The organism is Geobacter sp. 60473, from assembly GCF_036323535.1.
Taxonomy (GTDB): Bacteria; Desulfobacterota; Desulfuromonadia; order Geobacterales; family Geobacteraceae; genus Geobacter; species Geobacter sulfurreducens.
This window is the reverse complement of sequence record NZ_AP028967.1, coordinates 269,418-287,083: the sequence shown is the minus strand read 5'-3', so window position 1 is coordinate 287,083 and position 17,666 is coordinate 269,418. Positions and strand designations below refer to the sequence as shown.

The 17,666-nt window shown below is 64.3% G+C and carries 18 protein-coding genes; 3 read left to right on the top strand and 15 right to left on the bottom strand.

Going from position 1 to position 17,666, the window contains the following annotated elements:
* Positions 1 to 16: 16 nt before the first annotated feature.
* On the bottom strand, positions 17 to 916 hold the full coding sequence (locus AABA48_RS01340) for a DMT family transporter (RefSeq protein ID WP_286351760.1): 900 nt from the start codon (positions 914 to 916) through the stop codon (positions 17 to 19).
* Between the two features lie 48 nt (positions 917 to 964).
* The gene (locus tag AABA48_RS01335) at positions 965 to 1,873 is read right to left on the bottom strand and encodes a DMT family transporter (protein WP_286351759.1); all 909 of its coding nucleotides are present in this window, start codon (positions 1,871 to 1,873) and stop codon (positions 965 to 967) included.
* A gap of 307 nt (positions 1,874 to 2,180) precedes the next feature.
* Between AABA48_RS01335 and AABA48_RS01330 the strand changes: the two genes are divergently transcribed.
* From AABA48_RS01330 to AABA48_RS01320, 3 genes are all read left to right on the top strand, one after another.
* Complete coding sequence (locus AABA48_RS01330; protein WP_338270829.1) at positions 2,181 to 2,663, top strand: Hsp20/alpha crystallin family protein; 483 nt, start codon at positions 2,181 to 2,183, stop codon at positions 2,661 to 2,663.
* A gap of 129 nt (positions 2,664 to 2,792) precedes the next feature.
* A complete protein-coding gene (locus AABA48_RS01325; protein WP_286351757.1) occupies positions 2,793 to 3,230 on the top strand; it encodes a DMT family transporter in 438 nt (145 codons plus the stop codon).
* A gap of 22 nt (positions 3,231 to 3,252) precedes the next feature.
* Positions 3,253 to 3,714, top strand: a complete 462-nt coding sequence (locus tag AABA48_RS01320; RefSeq protein ID WP_286351756.1) for a DUF2127 domain-containing protein — start codon at positions 3,253 to 3,255, stop codon at positions 3,712 to 3,714.
* Between the two features lie 11 nt (positions 3,715 to 3,725).
* Here the strand turns inward: AABA48_RS01320 and AABA48_RS01315 are convergent, their stop codons facing one another.
* The 13 genes from AABA48_RS01315 to adeC form a co-directional block, all read right to left on the bottom strand.
* Entirely contained in the window at positions 3,726 to 5,282 is a 1,557-nt protein-coding gene (locus AABA48_RS01315) for a 4Fe-4S binding protein (RefSeq protein WP_286351755.1), read from the bottom strand.
* Positions 5,283 to 5,296: 14 nt separating this feature from the next.
* Positions 5,297 to 5,464 carry a hypothetical protein gene (locus AABA48_RS01310; protein WP_338270828.1) on the bottom strand — a complete coding sequence of 56 codons (168 nt, stop codon included), beginning with the start codon at positions 5,462 to 5,464 and terminating at the stop codon, positions 5,297 to 5,299.
* Positions 5,461 to 6,177 (bottom strand): DUF362 domain-containing protein, encoded by a 717-nt coding sequence (locus AABA48_RS01305; RefSeq protein WP_338270827.1) that lies wholly within the window; start codon positions 6,175 to 6,177, stop codon positions 5,461 to 5,463. The genes AABA48_RS01310 and AABA48_RS01305 overlap by 4 nt, the downstream gene beginning before the upstream one ends.
* Positions 6,178 to 6,251: 74 nt before the next feature.
* The gene (locus AABA48_RS01300) at positions 6,252 to 7,160 is read right to left on the bottom strand and encodes a putative 2-dehydropantoate 2-reductase (RefSeq protein ID WP_286351753.1); all 909 of its coding nucleotides are present in this window, start codon (positions 7,158 to 7,160) and stop codon (positions 6,252 to 6,254) included.
* Positions 7,160 to 7,438 (bottom strand): hypothetical protein, encoded by a 279-nt coding sequence (locus AABA48_RS01295; RefSeq protein WP_164930456.1) that lies wholly within the window; start codon positions 7,436 to 7,438, stop codon positions 7,160 to 7,162. The genes AABA48_RS01300 and AABA48_RS01295 overlap by 1 nt, the downstream gene beginning before the upstream one ends.
* A 53-nt stretch (positions 7,439 to 7,491) precedes the next feature.
* Complete coding sequence (locus tag AABA48_RS01290) at positions 7,492 to 8,613, bottom strand: ABC transporter permease (RefSeq protein ID WP_286351751.1); 1,122 nt, start codon at positions 8,611 to 8,613, stop codon at positions 7,492 to 7,494.
* A 2-nt stretch (positions 8,614 to 8,615) separates the two neighbouring features.
* Positions 8,616 to 11,408, bottom strand: coding sequence for a ribosome-associated ATPase/putative transporter RbbA (gene rbbA, locus AABA48_RS01285; RefSeq protein WP_010943324.1), 2,793 nt, complete (start codon positions 11,406 to 11,408; stop codon positions 8,616 to 8,618).
* Positions 11,405 to 12,478, bottom strand: a complete 1,074-nt coding sequence (locus AABA48_RS01280) for an HlyD family secretion protein (RefSeq protein WP_010943325.1) — start codon at positions 12,476 to 12,478, stop codon at positions 11,405 to 11,407. The genes rbbA and AABA48_RS01280 overlap by 4 nt, the downstream gene beginning before the upstream one ends.
* Positions 12,479 to 12,514: 36 nt before the next feature.
* Complete coding sequence (locus tag AABA48_RS01275) at positions 12,515 to 12,646, bottom strand: hypothetical protein (RefSeq protein ID WP_010943326.1); 132 nt, start codon at positions 12,644 to 12,646, stop codon at positions 12,515 to 12,517.
* A 141-nt stretch (positions 12,647 to 12,787) separates the two neighbouring features.
* The gene (locus AABA48_RS01270; RefSeq protein WP_286351750.1) at positions 12,788 to 13,552 is read right to left on the bottom strand and encodes an MlaA family lipoprotein; all 765 of its coding nucleotides are present in this window, start codon (positions 13,550 to 13,552) and stop codon (positions 12,788 to 12,790) included.
* A gap of 3 nt (positions 13,553 to 13,555) precedes the next feature.
* Positions 13,556 to 14,725, bottom strand: coding sequence for an alpha/beta fold hydrolase (locus AABA48_RS01265; protein WP_286351749.1), 1,170 nt, complete (start codon positions 14,723 to 14,725; stop codon positions 13,556 to 13,558).
* Positions 14,726 to 14,885: 160 nt separating this feature from the next.
* Entirely contained in the window at positions 14,886 to 15,875 is a 990-nt protein-coding gene (locus tag AABA48_RS01260; RefSeq protein ID WP_286351748.1) for a TAXI family TRAP transporter solute-binding subunit, read from the bottom strand.
* A 372-nt stretch (positions 15,876 to 16,247) separates the two neighbouring features.
* Entirely contained in the window at positions 16,248 to 17,666 is a 1,419-nt protein-coding gene (gene adeC / locus AABA48_RS01255; RefSeq protein WP_286351747.1) for an AdeC/AdeK/OprM family multidrug efflux complex outer membrane factor, read from the bottom strand.

The window sequence follows — 17,666 nt, the reverse complement described above, 5'->3', positions numbered from 1 at the left end:
GGAGAACGAGCTGTTTTTACGGGCGGCGGGGCCGGTTCCGGGGACCTACGGCCAGCAGCGCGAGGCCGCCGAAAATGAGCAGGATGCCGCCGAGTGAGATGAGGGTAAGGCGTTCGCCAACCACGGTCACGCCGAGGATGGTGGCGGTGAGCGGCTCGGCCAGAGAAAGAGTCACGGCGCTTGCCACCGGCACCGTTTGAAGCCCCCGGGCGAAGAGGCGGTAGGAAAGGGCCGTGGCAATGAGCCCCAGGTGAAGGACCACCACGGCACCGCGCACCGAAGGGAGCCAGGAGAGCTCGGCACCCGCCAGGAGCGGCGCCAGAAACAGCGCCCCGAGACAGAACGCCACGGCGATGACCGCATCAGGGGAGCGGCCGGCCAGAAGGGTTTTGATTGCCAGGGTATAGGCCGCATAGGAGAGCCCCGCACCCAGGGCCAGGGTGATGCCCAGCGGATTGACGCTCACTTCGCCACCGGTGGCCAGGAGCAGGGAACAGCCGGCCACGGCAAGCGCAGTGGCACCGGCCCAGCGCCGCCCAGGCCGCTCGCCGAGCACCAGGAATGCCAGAATCCCGGCCATGACCGGCGAACTGCCGATGCCCACCATGGTCCCCACTGCCACCCCTGTCGTCTTGACCGCCGCGAAAAAGGTCAGCTGGTAAGACGCGATGCAGCCTCCCGCGCAGAGCGTGGGGATGAGGGGCCAGCGCATGCCCTTCGTGAAGCCGCCCCGGGCCACGGCCAGGAGCAGGAGCGCCATCCCCCCCACCGCCAACCGGAGCGCCCCGATGGTCACGGGATTGGCCCCCGCGGGAGCGAGGGCCTGGGATGTGCCGGTGGTCCCCCACAGGACCGCCGCCGCCAGGATGAACCACGCCCCTCCCCTGCCCGCTTGTGCCATACCGTTACCGCCCATGCCATGCCTCCCTGTTGTTCCGGCCTACCGTCATACCTCTGTGCCGCCTCACTTCGCCCGGGCAAGGGCCACCACGGCGGCCAACACCAGGGTGGCACCCGCCAGTTGCACGCCCCCCAGTGATTCGCCCAGGATCAGCGCCGCCAGGACCAGGGTCACCACCGGCTCCAGCGTTGAGAGGGTCGCCGCGTCGGCGGCCCCCAGGCGCTGCATGCCGGCGAAGAAGCCGACCATGGCCACCACGGTGGAAAAAAGGGCTATTCCGACTACGGCTCCCCAGCCTGCCAGCCCTGTGGGCCAGTGAGGCCCCTGCCAGATCACGGCACAGCCATAGACCACGGCAGCCGCAAGCATGATGACGGTTGCCGCCGGAATGGCGCCGGTGCGGCGAGACACCTGCTCCCCCACGAGGATGTAGCCCGTATAGATGACTGCCGCGCCGGCGCCGAACGCTATTCCGGACAGGCTGCCGGTCAGGCCGTCGGCCACGGTCAGCAGGATGCCGACGAGGGAGGCCGCCACGGCCGCTACCTTGAGGGGCGTCAGCCGCTGACGGCCCAGAGCTGCCGAGGTCAGGGTGACCAGGGCCGGGTAGAGATAGAGCAGGAGCGCCGTAAGGCCGGCGGACGCATAGCGCAGGGACGTGAAATAGCAAAAAGCCTGGCCCACGTAGCCGATGGCGCCCATGCCGACCAGTATCCATAAATCGCGGCCCCGGGGCCAGGACAGGCGCAGGACGGGCATCAGGGCAGCCATGAGTACCCCCGCCACCAGGAACCGCAGAAAGAGAACCACGGCGGTGGAGGCGCCCGAGGCAAACGCCACCTTGCCGAAAATGCCCAGGGCGCCGAACCCCACGGCCGATGCCGCCACAAAGGCCGCCCCGGCCAGGCGGGGGCCAACGAGAGAGTGGCTGACGCGGTCCTGCCGGGTAGTGTGCAACGATTCGAGCGCCATGCGTTCCTGCTCCTTTCCCGGCCGCCACATACCGGGTGGCCGGCCGCAAATGCCGCATAGTACACGAATGCGGCAGTTCTGTCCTCTATTTTGAGCACATGACACCGAGCCACCGTACCCTGTCCACATTTTATTATTGACATCCATTTTCAATAAAATACAATAGAAGCAAAAGGACTGATCACTACGAAAGGGGTGTCGAGTCATGAGACGTCAAACTGAACTCAAGACCGTTCACAGAAGTGATACGGATAGAATGCATACGGTGAAAAGATCGACCAGAAGCGGCTCCTCAACGGACAGAAGCATGTCGATGGCGACTCCCCGCGAGAGCATGCCCATGTCGTCAACTGTAACGAACCCGTTCCGCGAAATGGAGCGGTGGTTCGAGGAATCTCTGAACCGCCCCTTCTTCGGCATGAACTGGGTTCCCTTCCGCAACCTGATCAACGACCTGGGGAATAGCGGCGAACTGATGCCCGCCGTGGACATGTTCGAAGAAGGGGAGCACCTGGTGGTGAAAGCCGAACTGCCGGGTATTTCACGGGAGGATCTGAATCTGCGGATAGTGGATGGCAACCTGATCATTTCGGGCGAGAAGGGATCCGGTGAAACGGTCGAGCGGAGCAACTACCTGCGGCTCGAACGGCATCACGGCTCCTTCACGCGGACACTGAGACTGCCCGATGGTCTCGATACCGAGCACATCAGGGCCAGTTTCAGGGACGGAATACTGGATGTCCGCATCCCGAAAACCGAAAGCACCGTCCGGCAGATCGCCGTGGAATGACCACCCGGCGTCACCACCGCAGCACAAAGGGGAAGCCCGAAGCTTCCCCTTTTCGCGTCTCTTTCCTTGCCATCCCCGCCCCGTGACCGTACAATGCCACCGCACCCCATCAGCGCCCCGGAGGACTCCATGTCGAACCTCGTCCTTTTTCTCCTCATGATGTGCGGCGGCGTGTTCATCGCCGTCCAGCCATCCATCAACGCCCGGCTGGCCCAGAAAACGGGCGTGATCGAGAGTTCCACCGTTTCCTTCGCGGTGGGGACCCTGGCGCTCCTGATCGTGAGCACCATGGTGGGAAAGGGGAGCCTGCGCGGCGTTGCCGCGGCCAACTGGTGGGAGCTGACCGGCGGGCTGTGCGGAGCCTTCTACGTCACCCTGATCATTTTCGCGGTCCCCCGCATCGGCACGGCCGCGGCCATGGCGGCCACCATCGCCGCCCAGTTGGCTACCGGCCTGCTGCTGGACCACTACCGGCTCTTCGGCTACCAGGGAGCCCCCTTCGACCTGAAGCGGGGCATCGGCGTGGTGCTTCTGCTGATCGGCGCGGCGCTGGTGTTCCGGCGCTAGACCAGGCCGGGGAGCCCCTGCCATGGAACCGAACAGCCGCGATATTGCCGGCATCCGCACTGTCGCCCTCTTCGAAGGGACCAAGGGAATCCTGGTCATTGCCGCGGGCCTGGGCCTGCTCACCCTGATCCACCACGATGTCCAGGCCCTGGCCGAGGAGATCGTCTCCCTTTTCCACCTGAACCCGGCAAGCCGGATCCCGCGCATCTTCCTGGAAGCGGCGGACGCGGCCAGCGACGGGCGGCTGCGGCTGCTGGCGCTGGGAGCCTTCGGCTATGCCGGCCTGCGCTTTACCGAGGCCTGGGGGCTGTGGCGGGCCCGGCCCTGGGCCGAATGGCTCGGCATCGTTTCGGGCGGCATCTACCTTCCCCTCGAAGTCTATGAACTCGTTGTCTCCATCTCTGCCGTCAAAATCGGCACCTTCCTCGTTAACCTTATCGTAGTGGCCGTGCTGGTGCGGGCGCGAATCCGGGCACGCAGGTAACATACGGAACGCTAGCCGTAGGGGTCGCCACCCTCCTCAACCGGAACCGGGCCTTGAACGTCCCTGAGCGGCGTCCGGTCTTTCACCGCAAAGACCTCGATTCCGGCCTTCCCCTCCACCGGACAGACGTTCTCGCAGATCCCGCAGCCGTTGCACAGGTCATCCACCACGTAGGGGACCAGCAGTTCCACCTGCCGCCCCTGGTCGTCCGTGTCCGGAACCCGGCGCGAGCGGATCGCCTTGGCGGGAATGGGGCAGTGCTCCTCGCACACGATACAGTTGATCTTCTTGGCAAAGGGGAGGCAATGGTTACGGTCGAACACGGCCTTGCCGATGACTTCCCGCTTCTTGGCCGGCACCGGCAGGTTCGGGATGGCGCCGGTGGGACAGACCTGCCCGCAGAGGGTGCAGTTGTATTCGCAGTAGCCGAGCCGGGGGATCAGCACCGGCGTGTAGAGCCCCTCCACCCCTGACTGCAGCACCGCCGGATAGAGGGCGCTCCGCAGGCAGACCTTCATGCACTCCCCGCACCGGACGCACGCGGCGAGGAATGCCCCCTCGTCCCGCACCCCCGGCGGACGGAGCACACGCGCCTGTGCCGCGGGATCGCGGAAACGGAAAAACCTGGCCGCCAGGAGCCCGCCGATAACGCCACCCAGCAGAACCCGGCGCTGGGGCAGAAGCGGCACCTCCCCGGCCAGGGGCGAACCGGGCAGGAAGCGGACCCGCGCCGAGGGGCACCGCACCGCACACTCCATGCAGAGGATGCACTCTTCCTTCTGAAGAATCTCCCGGTCGAAAGAGGTGGGACAGAGTCCGCTGCAGGCGCGGCAGTCGGCACAGAGTTTTTCAGGACGGCGATTGAACGGCGAAAAGCGGGCGGCAAGCCCCAGAAGCGTGCCCAGGGGACAGAGACGGCGGCACCAGCAGCGGGACTCGCATCCTTCCAGCCCGATCACCCCCGCCAGGATGAGGGCGGAGAGGAAGGCCAGGGGATAGGCCGTCTCCCGGAATGGCAGGACATGGTCGCGGATCAGGGCATAGCCCGGAGCCAGCAGGTCTCGCCCCTCCCCCAGCACCCGGTAGAGCCCGACCCAGGCGCCACGGGTCGTGTCGCCCAAGAGGGGATGGAGGGAGAATGCGAGACCCCGTACGAGGATGGCCAGAGGGTCCAGCAATCCGGCCAGGTTGATGCCGGCCAGGGCCGCGCCGAGCAGGGGAAGGAACACCCAGTATTTGGCATTTCCCGTGAGGAGGGAGGGCGCGCCCCGCCGGCGGAACCGGCTGCCGAGGAGATCGAGGATGGTACCGAGGGGACAGATCCAGCCGCAGAAAAAGCGCCCCAGAAGCGCCGTGGCAACCAGGAGCAGCACCGCCGGAAGCAGCAGCCAGGTGAATGTCTTTGCCGCCAGGAGATACGTTGCCGCCACCAGCGGGTCAGCCCGGAAAAAGGCGTTAACCGCCGCATTGATCTCGTCCCTGCCCCGGTACTCGGTGTTAATGAAGAGGACAAGAAAGAGGACCAGAAACAGGAGCTGGCTGATCCGCGCCGAGGTAATCCGTTTCATGGGAGCCTCATGTCTCAGGCCGTGACGATGCGGACCCGCTTCAGGTTCATCTCGCCGAGTCCCCGCTTGTGGGCCGCCACGGTGACCGGAATATCCTCGGGCTTGAGACCGAACAGGGTGGTGGCGTAGGCATCGGCGGCCACGATGTCCGTGGAGGCGATGACCGTATCCATCACCTTCACGTCGGCCGGGCTCCCCCCTGGGGTCCGTGATCGGTCAGGATGCGGGTGGCGTCGATGACCGTCAGGTGGCTCTTGAGCACGCTGTTGATGTCGGCCAGGGCATCATCCAGGTGGCGATGGATGCTCCCCCGGTTTCCCCCCATAACCCCCATCACGTTCTTGAGCCCCAGGGTCAGGCGGGACAGGCCGTGGTGCTTGGCCACCGGCACGTTGATGAAGACATCGGCCGAGAGCGCTTCGTCGTAGAGTTCCCACGCCGGGAGCACGGCCCCCTTGATGGGGACCCGCCGGAACCGCTCGTTTTCGATGAATTTCAGCTCCACCCCCTTCATCCCCTTGAGGGCGTCGCTGATGCCGCTCTGGACATAGCAGCGGCGCTCGTCGTTGCAGGTCCGGTCAAAGACCTTGACCCGCTTCGCTCCGGCGGCCAGGGCCTCCTCGGCCAGGGCGCGCACCACCAGCGGGTGGGTATTGGCCGCCTGGGCAGGGGTCCGGTCCCACCCCATGTTGGGCTTCAGGACCACCACATCCCCCGGTTTCACGAACCGCTTCATACCGCCCAGAAGCGCAAGGGCGCTCCGGGTCGTGCGGGCATAGTCCTTTCCCCGCGCCACCGCCACCGTCGGCTGCGGCGCCGCGAACAGCCGCCGGAATGCCCCTTCGGCAAAGAGGGACGACAGTCCCGCGAGCTTCAGAAACGTGCGTCGTTCCATGGTTTCCTCCCCGGCTTGACATAGAATTCACGCTTTCCAAGGATACCATAGAGACGGCAGCGCTCCAGGAAAAACTAGCCGGCAGACTGCTCCAGCAGCGTTGCCAACATCTCCACCCGGGGCATGGCGACGCCGCGCCGACCGCCGTAGGCGAGCGGAGTCCGGAAGATGGCCCCGATCTCCAGGGGCCGCCCCTCTTCCCGGTCGATCTGCATGGAGGGTTTGTACTCCCCCATCTTGTCGGTGAACTCCAGCATATTGTCGGCGTATTCCGAGGCAATGGGCACGGACAGGCCCTGAGCATTGGCCGCAGCGATCACCTCATGCATGATCTCCCGCACCAGCGTGCGGCTCGCATCCCGCGCCAGGAGCAGGTTGACCGGCTGCTGCAGCAGGGCGCACAGGCCGTTGAACGGAATGTTCCAGACCAGCTTCTCCCAGCGGGCCCGCTTCAGGTCGCCGGTTGCACGGCACTCCACTCCTGCCCGCACGAACAGGGCGGCCAGCGCCTCGGTCCATTCCCGGTCGCGGGGAAGAAATTCGCCCAGGGTGATCCGGCCCGCACCAAGGTGGTGCACCTCTCCCGGCTCACCCCGGTTGGAACAGAGAAAGGCCACCCCGCCGATGACCCGCTCAGGGCCGAACAGGGCGGCCAGTGCCTCCTCGTTCCCCAACCCGTTCTGAAGGGTCAGGATCCGGGTCTCAGCCCCCACCAGCGGACGGATCAACTCCTCATACCGATCGTTGGCAAAGGTCTTCAGCCCCACCAGAACCAGATCTGCGGCACCGATCTCATCAGGGGTCCGGTATCCTTTCACGTGGGGGAGGACAAAGTCACCGTCAGTGGAGAATACCTTGAGGCCGTTGCGAACGATTGCCTCGAAATCGCGGCGCAGAAGAAAATGCACGTCTTCCCCCGCCCGCTGCAGCAGCGCGCCGTAGTAGAGCCCCAGGGCTCCGGCGCCGACAATGGCTATTTTCATCAGAACGACTCCAGGGAACGGGTTTGCCGGGCACGGCGGCCAATGGTCCGCAGATGGCCAGTAATCCGTGCCTCGTCAGGCATCGGGTAGAGTGCCACATAAACGCCGCCATGGAAACAACTCCGTAGCAGAGGCGCGGAAAGGGCCGCCGCAGCCACGGCCCTGCCCGTGCGGAGGGTCGCCGGCTCTGCCGCACGGGCCATCCTGGTAGCGGCGTTCAAGGCGGGATCCGTGGATGTGCCGGTTGCCTTCCCCAGGACGCCACCCGGGATCGGCATCACATATGATTCGATGGTACATCATATCGTGCGGCGTGGCGCGCCGGGCAGGCTTACGCCATCGTCCCGATCGTCTTGCGGAAGCGAGCCAGAGACACGGCAAACAGCACCGCGCCAATCAGGGCAAGGGAGACGAACTGGGGCCAGACCACGGAAATCCCGGCACCCCGGTAGAGGATTGCCTGGGCAAGCATGACGAAATGAGTATTGGGGGCTGCCAGCATCACGGCCTGAACAAAGCCGGGCATGCTCTCCCGGGGGGTCGTCCCACCCGAAAGGATCTGCAGCGGCAGCAGGATCAGCATCACCAGGAGCCCGAACTGGGGCATGGAGCGGGCCAGGGTGCCGAGGAAAATCCCCAGGGAAGTGGTGGCGAACAGGTGCAGAGCCGTACCGGCCAGGAACAGGAGGATGGAGCCCTCGACAGGAACCTTCAGAAGCCCCTGGACCACGAACAGGAGTGAACAGGCCGTTGCGGCGAGTACCACCAGGGCCATGGCCCACACCTTGCCCGTCATGATCTCGAAGGGAGTTACCGGCATGGCCAGGAGGTGCTCGACCGTGCCGTGCTCCCGCTCGCGGAGGAGCGCCGCCCCGGTGAGAATAATCGAAAGCATGGTCACGTTGTCGATGACCTTCATGACCCCCCCGAACCACGATTTGTTCAACTCCGGGTTGAACCGCGCCCGCAGTGCCAGATCCACCGGAGGGGCATGGTTCGAGCGATATCTTTGGAGGAAACTCGCGATCTCGCCGTTGACAATGGTCTGAATGTGGCCGCTGCCGGTAAAGGCCTGGCTCATGCGGGTGGCATCCACGTTGAGCTGGATAGCGGGGGAGCGGCCAGCCAGCACGTCGCGCTGAAAATCCGGGGGAATATCAATGGCAAAGGTATCAATACCGGCATCCATCCGGGCGTCCATCTCGGCTCGGCCAATAAGGACAGGCGGGACGAACTGGGGGGGATAGAACGCATCGACGATGCGCCGCGAGAGTTGGGAGTGGTCCTCGTCCACAATGGCGATGGGAGCGTTGTGGAGGGTTTCGGGCATGGCCGTGGCGCCGGAGTAGATGGCGAGGGTGAAGGCATAGACGATCAGGACGAGCATGATGGGATCCCGCAGCAGGCTGCGGAGCTCTTTGATGCCGAGATGGAGAATGTTTGCAGGCCGCATGGTCAGTGCTCCTGTTTCCTGAGCAATGCTCCCCCGAGGCCGGTCAGGATGGGGACAGCCAGTGCCAGGGAAAGGAATGAGGAGTAGAGGTCATGGAAATCGAGCCCTTTTGAAAAGGTGCCCCGGGCGATGGTCAGGAAATGGGTGGTGGGGTACGCCCTGCCGATCATGGCCCCTGCCCCTTCGAGGGAGGAAACCGGGTCGATCATGCCGGAGAACTGGACCGCAGGCAGGAGGGTCAGGAGCGCCGTTCCGAAGAGGGCCGCTATCTGGCTCCGCATGAAGGTGGAGATCACCAGTCCCAGCGCGGTGGCAGCGGTTACGTAGAGGAACGCGGCCGTGGCAAGGGTTGGGAAGCTCCCCTTCAGGGGAACCTGGAACACGAAGACGGCCAGGGCGGTGAGGAGGAGAAAGTTGAGCATGGCCAGTGCCACGTATGGACCCTGCTTGCCGAGGAGGAATTCCAGCCGGGTGACCGGAGTGACGTAGAGATTGACGATGGAGCCCAGCTCCTTTTCCCGCACCACGGACAGAGCGGTCAGCATGGCCGGAATCATCATGAGCAGCAGCGGAATGACCGCCGGCACCATGGCCGGCAGGCTTTTCACGTCGGGGTTGTAGCGGAAGCGCGTTTCAATGGTGGCAGCCCCGGCCCCGGAGAGAGCCGTGGCATGCTCCCGGGCCAGGACCGACAGCCACTGCGCATGCATCCCCTGCACGTAGCCGCGCACCGTCTCGGCACGGGTGGGCATGGCGCCGTCGATCCAGGCCCCCACCGTCACCGGAGCCCCCCTGCGCAGGTCTCGGCCGAAGCCGGGGGGGATCTCGATGGCCAGGCTGATCTCGCCGGCCCGCATGCGCCGGTCCAGGTCGCCATAGTCGATGATGGGAGGACGTTCGTTGAAGTAGCGTGAACCGGCGAGGTTAAGGGCGTAATCGCGGCTGAGGGTGGTCTGGTCCCGGTCGAGGACCGCGAAGGAAAGATTCTCCACGTCCAGGTTGATGCCATATCCTATGACGAGCATGAGGATAACGCTCCCCAGGAGCGCCAGGGTCAGGCGGATCGGATCCCGGCGCAGTTCCAATGCCTCGCGCCGGGTGTAGCTGAACAGGCGGCGCAGGCTGAAGAAGCCGCCCCCTTCGGGTCCTCCCTCCCTGGCCGGACCGAGGTCAGAGGGAGCGCGCGGTTGAGGGGAAAGGGCGTGCTCTTGCAGAGGCGGCGCCATGGCATCGGAGTCCGTGGCCGCCTCCTCAAGGTAGCCGATGAAGGCCTCTTCCAGGCTCGCTGCCCCCCGTCTTTCGATCAGGGCAGCCGGGGTGTCGCTCACCAGCACCCGCCCCGCGTGCATCAACGAGATGCGGTCGCAACGCTCGGCCTCGTTCATGAAGTGGGTTGAGATGAAGATGGTGACCCCGTCCCGGCGCGCCAGGTCGAGCATGATATGCCAGAACGCATCGCGGGCCACCGGATCGACCCCCGAGGTGGGCTCGTCCAGAATCAGCATCTCCGGGCCGTGGATCATGGCCACCGCCAGGGAAAGCCGCTGGCGCTGCCCCAGGGGCAGGGCATCGGGGAGGCTCTCCATCACCTCCACCAAACCGAATCGCTCCGCCATCTCCTTCACCCGGGCCGGGATCCCCTTTTCCGGCAGCCTGAAGAGACGGGCGTGGAGCACCAGGTTCTGCCGCACCGTCAGTTCGCCGTAAAGGGAGAAAGACTGGGTCATGTAGCCGACCCGGCGGCGGGTATCGATGTCCTGGGAGTCCACGGGACGGCCGAAGAGCCACGCCTCCCCTTCGCTGGCCGGCAGGAGGCCGGTCAGCATCTTCATGGTGGTCGTTTTGCCGCAGCCGTTGGAGCCCAGGAAGCCGAAGATCTCCCCCCGCCCGATGCGGAAGCTCACGTGGTCGACGGCCGTGAACTCGCCAAAGCGCATGGTAAGGCCATGGGCCTCGATGGCTGCCTCGGCGGAAACGTCGGTTTCCCGGGGAAAAACCTCTACCGGCCGATGACCTTCCCGCTGGGATGGGGGAAGAAGGGCGATGAACGCCTCTTCCAGGGCGGCAGTGCCGGTTTGGGCCAGAAGTTCGGCCGGAGAGCCCGTGGCCAGGACTCGCCCCCCGTTCATGGCCACCAGCCAGTCGAAACGTGCCGCTTCTTCCATGTAGGCGGTGGCCACCAGCACGCTCATCCCTGGCCGTTTGGCGCGGATGCGGTCGATGAGCTCCCAGAATTGGCGGCGCGACAGGGGGTCGACGCCGGTGGTGGGCTCGTCCAGGACCAGAAGATCAGGGTCGTGAATCAGGGCGCAGCACAGACCCAGCTTCTGCTTCATGCCACCGGACAGTTTGCCCGCCGGCCGATCGGAAAAAGGCTCAAGGCCCGTTGCCCGCAACAGCTCAAGGATGCGGCGCTCCCGCTCCCGGCGGCCGTGGCCGAAAAGGCGGGCGAAGAAATCGGCATTCTCGAAGACCGACAGGGTGGGATAGAGATTCCTGCCGAGCCCCTGGGGCATGAAGGCCACCCGGGGGCAGACTGTGCGCCGGTGGCCACGGTCGGCCATGCTCCCCCCGAGCACCTCCACGGCACCGGACTGGACCGCCCGGGAACCGGCGATGAGCGAGAAGAGGCTCGATTTACCCACCCCGTCGGGGCCGATGAATCCGACCATGCAGCCGGCGGGGAGATCAAGGGAGATATTCTCAAGCGCCGGGGTCTTGCCGTAACGGAGACCGACCCCCTTCAGCCGGACCACGGGGGGCTGCTCGGCGGCTGCCGGTTCCCGCGCGTTCATTGTACGAGTCCCGTTGTCAGGCGTTCCGGCCACGGGGTAGCGGTGTCGAGCCGCACGTAGGCCATGCCGGGGAGGCCGGTCTTAACCCGGGTGATGTGCTTTTTGAGGAGCTCCACGGGGATCTGGGCCCGGACGCGGAACATCAGCTTCTCCCGTTCACTGGCCGTTTCCACGGTCTTGGGGGTGAACTGGGCCACGTCGGAAACAAACGACACCCTGGCGGGAATCACGTACCGGGGAGCGGCATCCAGTACCAGCCGCACCTCGGTTCCGAGCGCAACCTTGCCTGCCGCAGCAGTGGGCAGGAAAAACGTCATGTAAACGTCGCTCAGATCGACAAGACTGAGAACCCGTCCGCCGGCGCCGACCACCTCGCCCACCTGGGCGACCTTGTACTGGACCCGGCCATCACGGGGGGCCTTGAGGGCGCTGTCCCTGATATCCGCCTGGATCCGCTCAATGGTGGCCCGGGCGGCGTCGACCATGGACCCCGCCCCCACCACCCGGGTGCGGGCCGTTGCAATGGCAGCCTCGGCGGCGGCAACCTGGGCCCGGGCCGAACTTACGGCGGCTGCGGCGCTTTGGAATCCCGTATAGTCATCATCGGTTTCCTGCTGGGACATGGCTCCTTTTGCTGCAAGCTCAGCGGAACGTTCCCACCGTTTGCGGGCATTGACGAGCTCGGCCTCCCGCTGCCCGACCACCGCCACAGTCGCCGCCTTCTCGCTTTCCCTCTGGGCCAGTTGGCTGCGCTCCGTGGCGATGGCGGTCTGCGTCTGGCGATAATATGCCTCGGCCTCGCGGAGCTGGGCTTCAAGGACTTCCGTGTCCATGACCGCCACCACCTGGCCGGCGGTGACGAAATCCCCCTCGCGCACCAGTATCTCCCTGACCCGGCCGGCAGCCTTGGCGGCCACATCTATCTCCACCGCCTCGATGCGGCCGTTGCCGCCGACCAGCCCCTTGTCCCTGTTGCTCCCGCCGAATTTCTGCCACGCGGCAAAACCCAGGGCCGCCAGCGCCAGCACCACGGCGATCCGAATCAGCAATCTTCTCCATTGACCGGTCATGGCTCCCCCGTTCTCTGCTCCCGGAACGCAGACGGCTCAGTGCTTGAACAGAAGGTGGATCAGGTTGATGGGCCAATCCGGGTGCGGCTCTCTGGTTAACACATACAGGGCCGCCATCATGGCGAGCAGCGCGATAAGCACATAGAGGGCTATCCTGGCTGGTTTCACGACATCTCCTTTCGCGTCTTCAGGTAGTACCGGGCATCTCCAATCGCCGCTGCCACGTCCCCACGCATCACCCACGGTTCCGATTCCCGCGGCAATCCGCCGGCTCAGGCCGGCGCGGGTGACGGCCTCCCCCCAGCTCCGTCAGTTGGCCACGTCGTCCTCCCGCTTCATGGTGTACAGCATCCGGAGCAATTCGTACTCGAACGGCGAACCGGTCTGGCGATAGCGGAACGGTATCCGGTGCCGTCTGTCCACGGCGGAGGTGCCGGTGTAGGCCGCGGTAATGGCGGCATTGTCGACCCAGGCCGCGGGACCGGCCAGATTGAAGGCTGCCGAGTCCACGGCAAGGCCGGTTGTGTCCCGGACATTGGATGGCCCCAGGACCGGAAGAACGAGATATGAGCCGTTCCCTACCCCGTAGCGGCCGAGGGTTTGGCCGAAATCCTCCGGCTGGCGCCTGAGGCCCCAGGCGCCGGCCGGATCCCAGAGCCCGGCAACGCCGACAGTGGAGTTGATGACGAAGCGGCTCACGGTGATACCGGCGGCCTTGAACTTGAGCTGCAGGAGGTTATTGGCGAGGTTGCCCACTTCGCCGATGTTGTCGATGGCACTGGAAACCCGTTCTTCGGCGTAATCGGGCATGATGGTTTCGTAGGTGCGGACAACGGGACGGAACAGGAACTCGTCGAAATAGTAGTTGAACCGGTATACTCCCCGGTTGAAACCTTCCAGGGAGTCGTCCACTTCAAACATCGGTGACATCCCCTCCTTGACCACATCCTCGTAGGTGCGCAGGGGCAAGGCGTCAGCGGGAACCGCCTGGGGAAGGCTACTGCATCCCGCCGCCGGCAGAAGGGCCGCAAGGATCACCAACAGGAGCTTGATTCTCGCAAGGACGGTGCCCATGGCTCACCTCTCCTTCCCGGCCAGAAAATCGATCATGAATGAGACCACGTCGGGGTGGAACATGTTTCCCATGTGGCCACCGGTGGGGAACAACCGGGCTCGTCCGCCAAAGACTCCCTGGAGGTAGTCGATGTCTCCCGGAGCGAGAATGATATCGTCCTCGTTATGGATCAGCCCGACTTTGTCCGCGTTCCGCAGGTAGGCCTCCTGGGAACGGAGGCTCATGCGCGCCAGCAGAGCCTGACGGGTCAGGGACGGTTCGCGGTGCCGGCGGTTGGGAAAGAACCATTCGTCGAAATAGTCGGTGAAGCGCGTGTGCAACGAGACCGTGGCGTAGCGGGTGAGGGACGAGGTGGCGGTGAGCCTCGCATTTCTGGGGACGATATAGCCGCCACCGTTCATGACGTCGGCGGTGAAAATCATGTTGGCTGCACTCATGCGGAAAGAAAGTCCGATGAGTGCGGCGAGATTCTCCTCATTGGGAGGAAACCGCTTATAGGCGCTGTAGATGAAATCCCCGCTGAGACTTCCCGGCCCCACCTCCCTGCTGACGTGGGAGAATTCGGTAAAAACGCTGCGAAACCAGGCGTCGAACTGCTCCATCCCCTGCGGGACGTTCTCCACCAGCAGTTGATCCAGGGCCGCCACTGACTCATACAGGCTGACCGGAGGGTTGATGAGAAGAACCTTGCTGAAATTGAATCGTTTCTCCTCTTCGTCGAGCCGGGCGACAAACGCCGCGTTGAACGCGCCAAGGCTGTAGCCGGCAAGATCGAAGCCCGAAACGTCTATGGTATCCCGCACCGCGTCATAGGCCATCTCCATGACCCGGTAGAGATCACGGGCATCGTCGAAGGGGTCCCCGGGAAGACCCGATGAGGCATTTACCACGAAATCCATATGGCTTGGCGACGTCAGGGAGATGACGTGGAACCCTCCCTGGTACAGGGCGTTCCGGAGCTTTACCATGCGCGGGGTGTTATGGCCGGCACCGGTTCCGGCAATGACAAAGACAAGGGGAGCGCGATGATCCTGATAGGCCAGGGTGCAGACGAGACCGTCCTCATACCAAAAGACCGGGGGAATCTCGCGGCCAGGAAACACCCGCAGGGTGAACTCCCGGGCCGGGACCTTTTCGGGGAGCCTGACCTCGAGGTGTTTCGGCAACTCCATGATCGTTGCCTCGTAGGGGTTTACAAAAGGGTAAAAATAGGCTTGAACTGCGGCCGTTGCGTCAGGAGTGAGGAAAAAAAACCACGCCAGGCAAAGCAGAGCAATGGACCGCCTCATTATATCCTCCGAAGAAACGGTTGATGACCGCACCACACATGGCTCAGGGAACGATGCCGGCCTGCCGGAAAAAGCGGCCGGCTCCCGGATGAAGGGGAATGACCGCGGCATCGGCAGCCTCGCGGGAGGAAAGGACCTGTAGGACCGGATGCTGGCGCCTGAAAAGATCGAAGGAGGTCATGATCTCCCGCACCAGGCGATAGACAGTTTCCTCAGCCATGTCGGACCGGGTGAAAAGTATCGACCGGATGCCGATGGTAGGCACCACTCCGGCACGCTCCAGCCCCGGGTAAAAAGTGGAGGGAACCACCGCAGGGAGCAGGAGCGGGTTTTCCGCCGTCACCTGTGCGATGAGTGATGTATCGAGGGGAACCATGAGAACCTTCCGGCGGCCGGTGCTGGCCTCCATCACCGCAAGATTCGGATGCGCCACCGTATAAATGTAGGCGTCGATATGGTTGCTCTGCAGCAGTTCGGAGGCGAGGGCGGCGGGATGGGCCGAAATGATCACGTCTGACGGATGTAGGCCGGAGAGACGGAGCAGGCTCACGGCATAGTCATGATCAAAGGACCCTTCGGCGCCGATATTGACCCGCTTCCCCCTGAGGTCGCTCATCCGGCTGATCCCGGCATCAACGGCGGCGACAACGGTCACGGCTTCTACCGGGAGCCCGAGAACGGCGCGCAGGCCCGGCTGGCTCTTTCCTGCCCATCTGCCGGTTCCCAGTGCCGCATCCCGCAGCACATCGGCCTGGGCTATCCCGAAGGCCGTTTTCCCCTCCAAGACGCTCTCGACATTGGCCACTGCCCCCTGTGATGAAACGGTGGTCAGCCGCACTCCGTATTCCGCGCTTCGGCGATTGAATATCTTTGCGATGGCGCTGGAAAACACATAGTAAGAACCTGTGGTGTTCCCGGAGCCAATTGAGAGCGAGGGCTGCGGAAATGCGGGCAAGGCTGCAGGCGTCAGCAGAATCGCCATTGCTACCGGAACCGCCAGTTGCCACGACATGAATCTGGAAAAGCGGATCATCGGTCACGTCCTCCTCTGGCCTGGAGGATGAATACTGGATACGATGAGGTTTAATTCACCGAACAATTATAGCATCCTTTTCGGCAGATGTTTGACGGGAACGTATCCGGCGAAACACTAGCGGCATATGGACGGTCAGGCTAAGGCATGCCAACCTTTTCCCTAGGGAAAGTGCCGGATGTCCGCCAGTAGCCGGCCCGTATCAACCGGTTTGCTGGTTATCCGGCAGATGCCGGCACCTGCAGCCCCGACAAGGAAAGCTGGCCACATCGCAGGTGATCAGCAGATGGGAAGGTCCGGATGCAGTTCTTGTGTGGCGCTGCCGGCTCAAGGACACTCATGACCGTTCTTACCCGCGCAGTATCCGCCCAGTTATTCGCTCCCGCCGCCCAGCACCCGGTACAGCGTAACGAGATTGGTCAAACGCGACAACCGTACGCCGATCAGGTTCTGCTGGGCACTGTAAAGAGCCCGCTGGGCATCCAGGACTTGCAGATAGTTGTCCACCCCCTTTTCGTAGCGGGCCTGGGAGAGCTTGTGACTCTCGGCCGTGGCGTCGGTGAGGGACTGCTGGGCCGCCAACTGGTCGCCAATGGTACCACGCTGGGCCAGGGCATCGGCCACTTCGCGGAAGGCGGTCTGGATCGCCTTCTCGTACCGGGCCACGGCAATGTCCCGATCCACCTCAGCCACCTTCAGATTGGCCTGGTTGGCTCCGGCGGTGAAGATCGGAACGGTGATACGGGGCGCAAAGCTCCAGGTGAAGGCATCCCCCTTGAAGAGCCCGGCCAAGTCGTCGCTGCCGAAGCCCACGCTTGAAACCAGGGTGATGCGGGGGAAGAAATTGGCCCGGGCGGCACCGATATTGGCATTGGCCCCTTTCAGGAGGCTCTCGGCCTGGAGTATGTCGGGACGCCGCAAAAGCACGTCTGACGGTAGCCCCGGCGCCACGTCCTCCAGAGCGGTGAGGGTTGCGGAGAGCGCCGGCGGAAGAAGTTCCGCGGGCACCGACGAACCGACCACGAGATTCAGCGCGTTTATATCCTGAGCCACCAGAGTGGTGAAGCGGGCGATGTCGACCCGGGCGGCGTCAACGCTGGTCTGGGCCTGGTGCAGATCGAGGGCCGAGGAAACGCCGGCGTCGAAGCGGCTCTTGGTGAGCTTGTAGGATTCCTGCTGGTTGACCAGGGTTTCCTGCGCCAGTTTCAGTCGTTCGCGGTCGGCGGCAAGGGAGAGGTAGTTGACGGCCACCTCCGACACGAGGCTGATCTGGACGCTTCGCCGGGCCTGCTCCGTGGCCAGGTACTGCTCCAGAGCCTGATCCTTGAGGCTGCGCACCCGACCGAAGAGGTCCAGCTCGTAGGAGCTGACCCCGAGGCCGACACTGTACTGATCGATGGTATCGGCCCGGCCAGTGGCCGACAATCCTTCGGGCTGCCGCTTGAACGTTGCGTCGGCGTTGGCGTCCACCTGCGGGAAGAGATCCGCGCGCCGGATCTGGTACTGGGCCCGGGAACGCTCGATATTGAGAGCCGCCACCCGCAGGTCGCGGTTGTTCTCCAGGGTAAGGGCGATCAGCTTCCGCAGCTTCTCGTCCACGAAAAACTCCTGCCAGGGTATGTCGGCCACCGGCTTCTCGGCCGCGGCCGCCTGTTGGTAGGCGGAGCCTTCGGGCCAGGCGGCCGGAACCGGAGCGGCGGGTTGAGTATACCGGGGCGCCATGGTGGCGCAGCCCGCCGTAACGAGCAGCGCGGCCCCGGCCAGGACAACGTGTATCTTACATGGTTTCAT

Excerpts from the sequence above, each read along its gene's own strand:
- AABA48_RS01295 (WP_164930456.1), bottom strand. The coding sequence starts at position 7,438 with ATGCCGATCCCGGGTGGCGTCCTGGGGAAGGCAACCGGCACATCCACG.
- AABA48_RS01330 (WP_338270829.1), top strand. The coding sequence starts at position 2,181 with ATGTCGATGGCGACTCCCCGCGAGAGCATGCCCATGTCGTCAACTGTA.
- adeC (WP_286351747.1), bottom strand. The coding sequence starts at position 17,666 with ATGAAACCATGTAAGATACACGTTGTCCTGGCCGGGGCCGCGCTGCTC.
- AABA48_RS01280 (WP_010943325.1), bottom strand. The coding sequence starts at position 12,478 with ATGACCGGTCAATGGAGAAGATTGCTGATTCGGATCGCCGTGGTGCTG.
- AABA48_RS01265 (WP_286351749.1), bottom strand. The coding sequence starts at position 14,725 with ATGGAGTTGCCGAAACACCTCGAGGTCAGGCTCCCCGAAAAGGTCCCG.
- AABA48_RS01325 (WP_286351757.1), top strand. The coding sequence starts at position 2,793 with ATGTCGAACCTCGTCCTTTTTCTCCTCATGATGTGCGGCGGCGTGTTC.
- AABA48_RS01260 (WP_286351748.1), bottom strand. The coding sequence starts at position 15,875 with ATGATCCGCTTTTCCAGATTCATGTCGTGGCAACTGGCGGTTCCGGTA.
- AABA48_RS01315 (WP_286351755.1), bottom strand. The coding sequence starts at position 5,282 with ATGAAACGGATTACCTCGGCGCGGATCAGCCAGCTCCTGTTTCTGGTC.
- AABA48_RS01270 (WP_286351750.1), bottom strand. The coding sequence starts at position 13,552 with ATGGGCACCGTCCTTGCGAGAATCAAGCTCCTGTTGGTGATCCTTGCG.
- AABA48_RS01320 (WP_286351756.1), top strand. The coding sequence starts at position 3,253 with ATGGAACCGAACAGCCGCGATATTGCCGGCATCCGCACTGTCGCCCTC.
- AABA48_RS01305 (WP_338270827.1), bottom strand. The coding sequence starts at position 6,177 with ATGGAACGACGCACGTTTCTGAAGCTCGCGGGACTGTCGTCCCTCTTT.
- AABA48_RS01335 (WP_286351759.1), bottom strand. The coding sequence starts at position 1,873 with ATGGCGCTCGAATCGTTGCACACTACCCGGCAGGACCGCGTCAGCCAC.
- rbbA (WP_010943324.1), bottom strand. The coding sequence starts at position 11,408 with ATGAACGCGCGGGAACCGGCAGCCGCCGAGCAGCCCCCCGTGGTCCGG.
- AABA48_RS01300 (WP_286351753.1), bottom strand. The coding sequence starts at position 7,160 with ATGAAAATAGCCATTGTCGGCGCCGGAGCCCTGGGGCTCTACTACGGC.
- AABA48_RS01340 (WP_286351760.1), bottom strand. The coding sequence starts at position 916 with ATGGGCGGTAACGGTATGGCACAAGCGGGCAGGGGAGGGGCGTGGTTC.
- AABA48_RS01290 (WP_286351751.1), bottom strand. The coding sequence starts at position 8,613 with ATGCGGCCTGCAAACATTCTCCATCTCGGCATCAAAGAGCTCCGCAGC.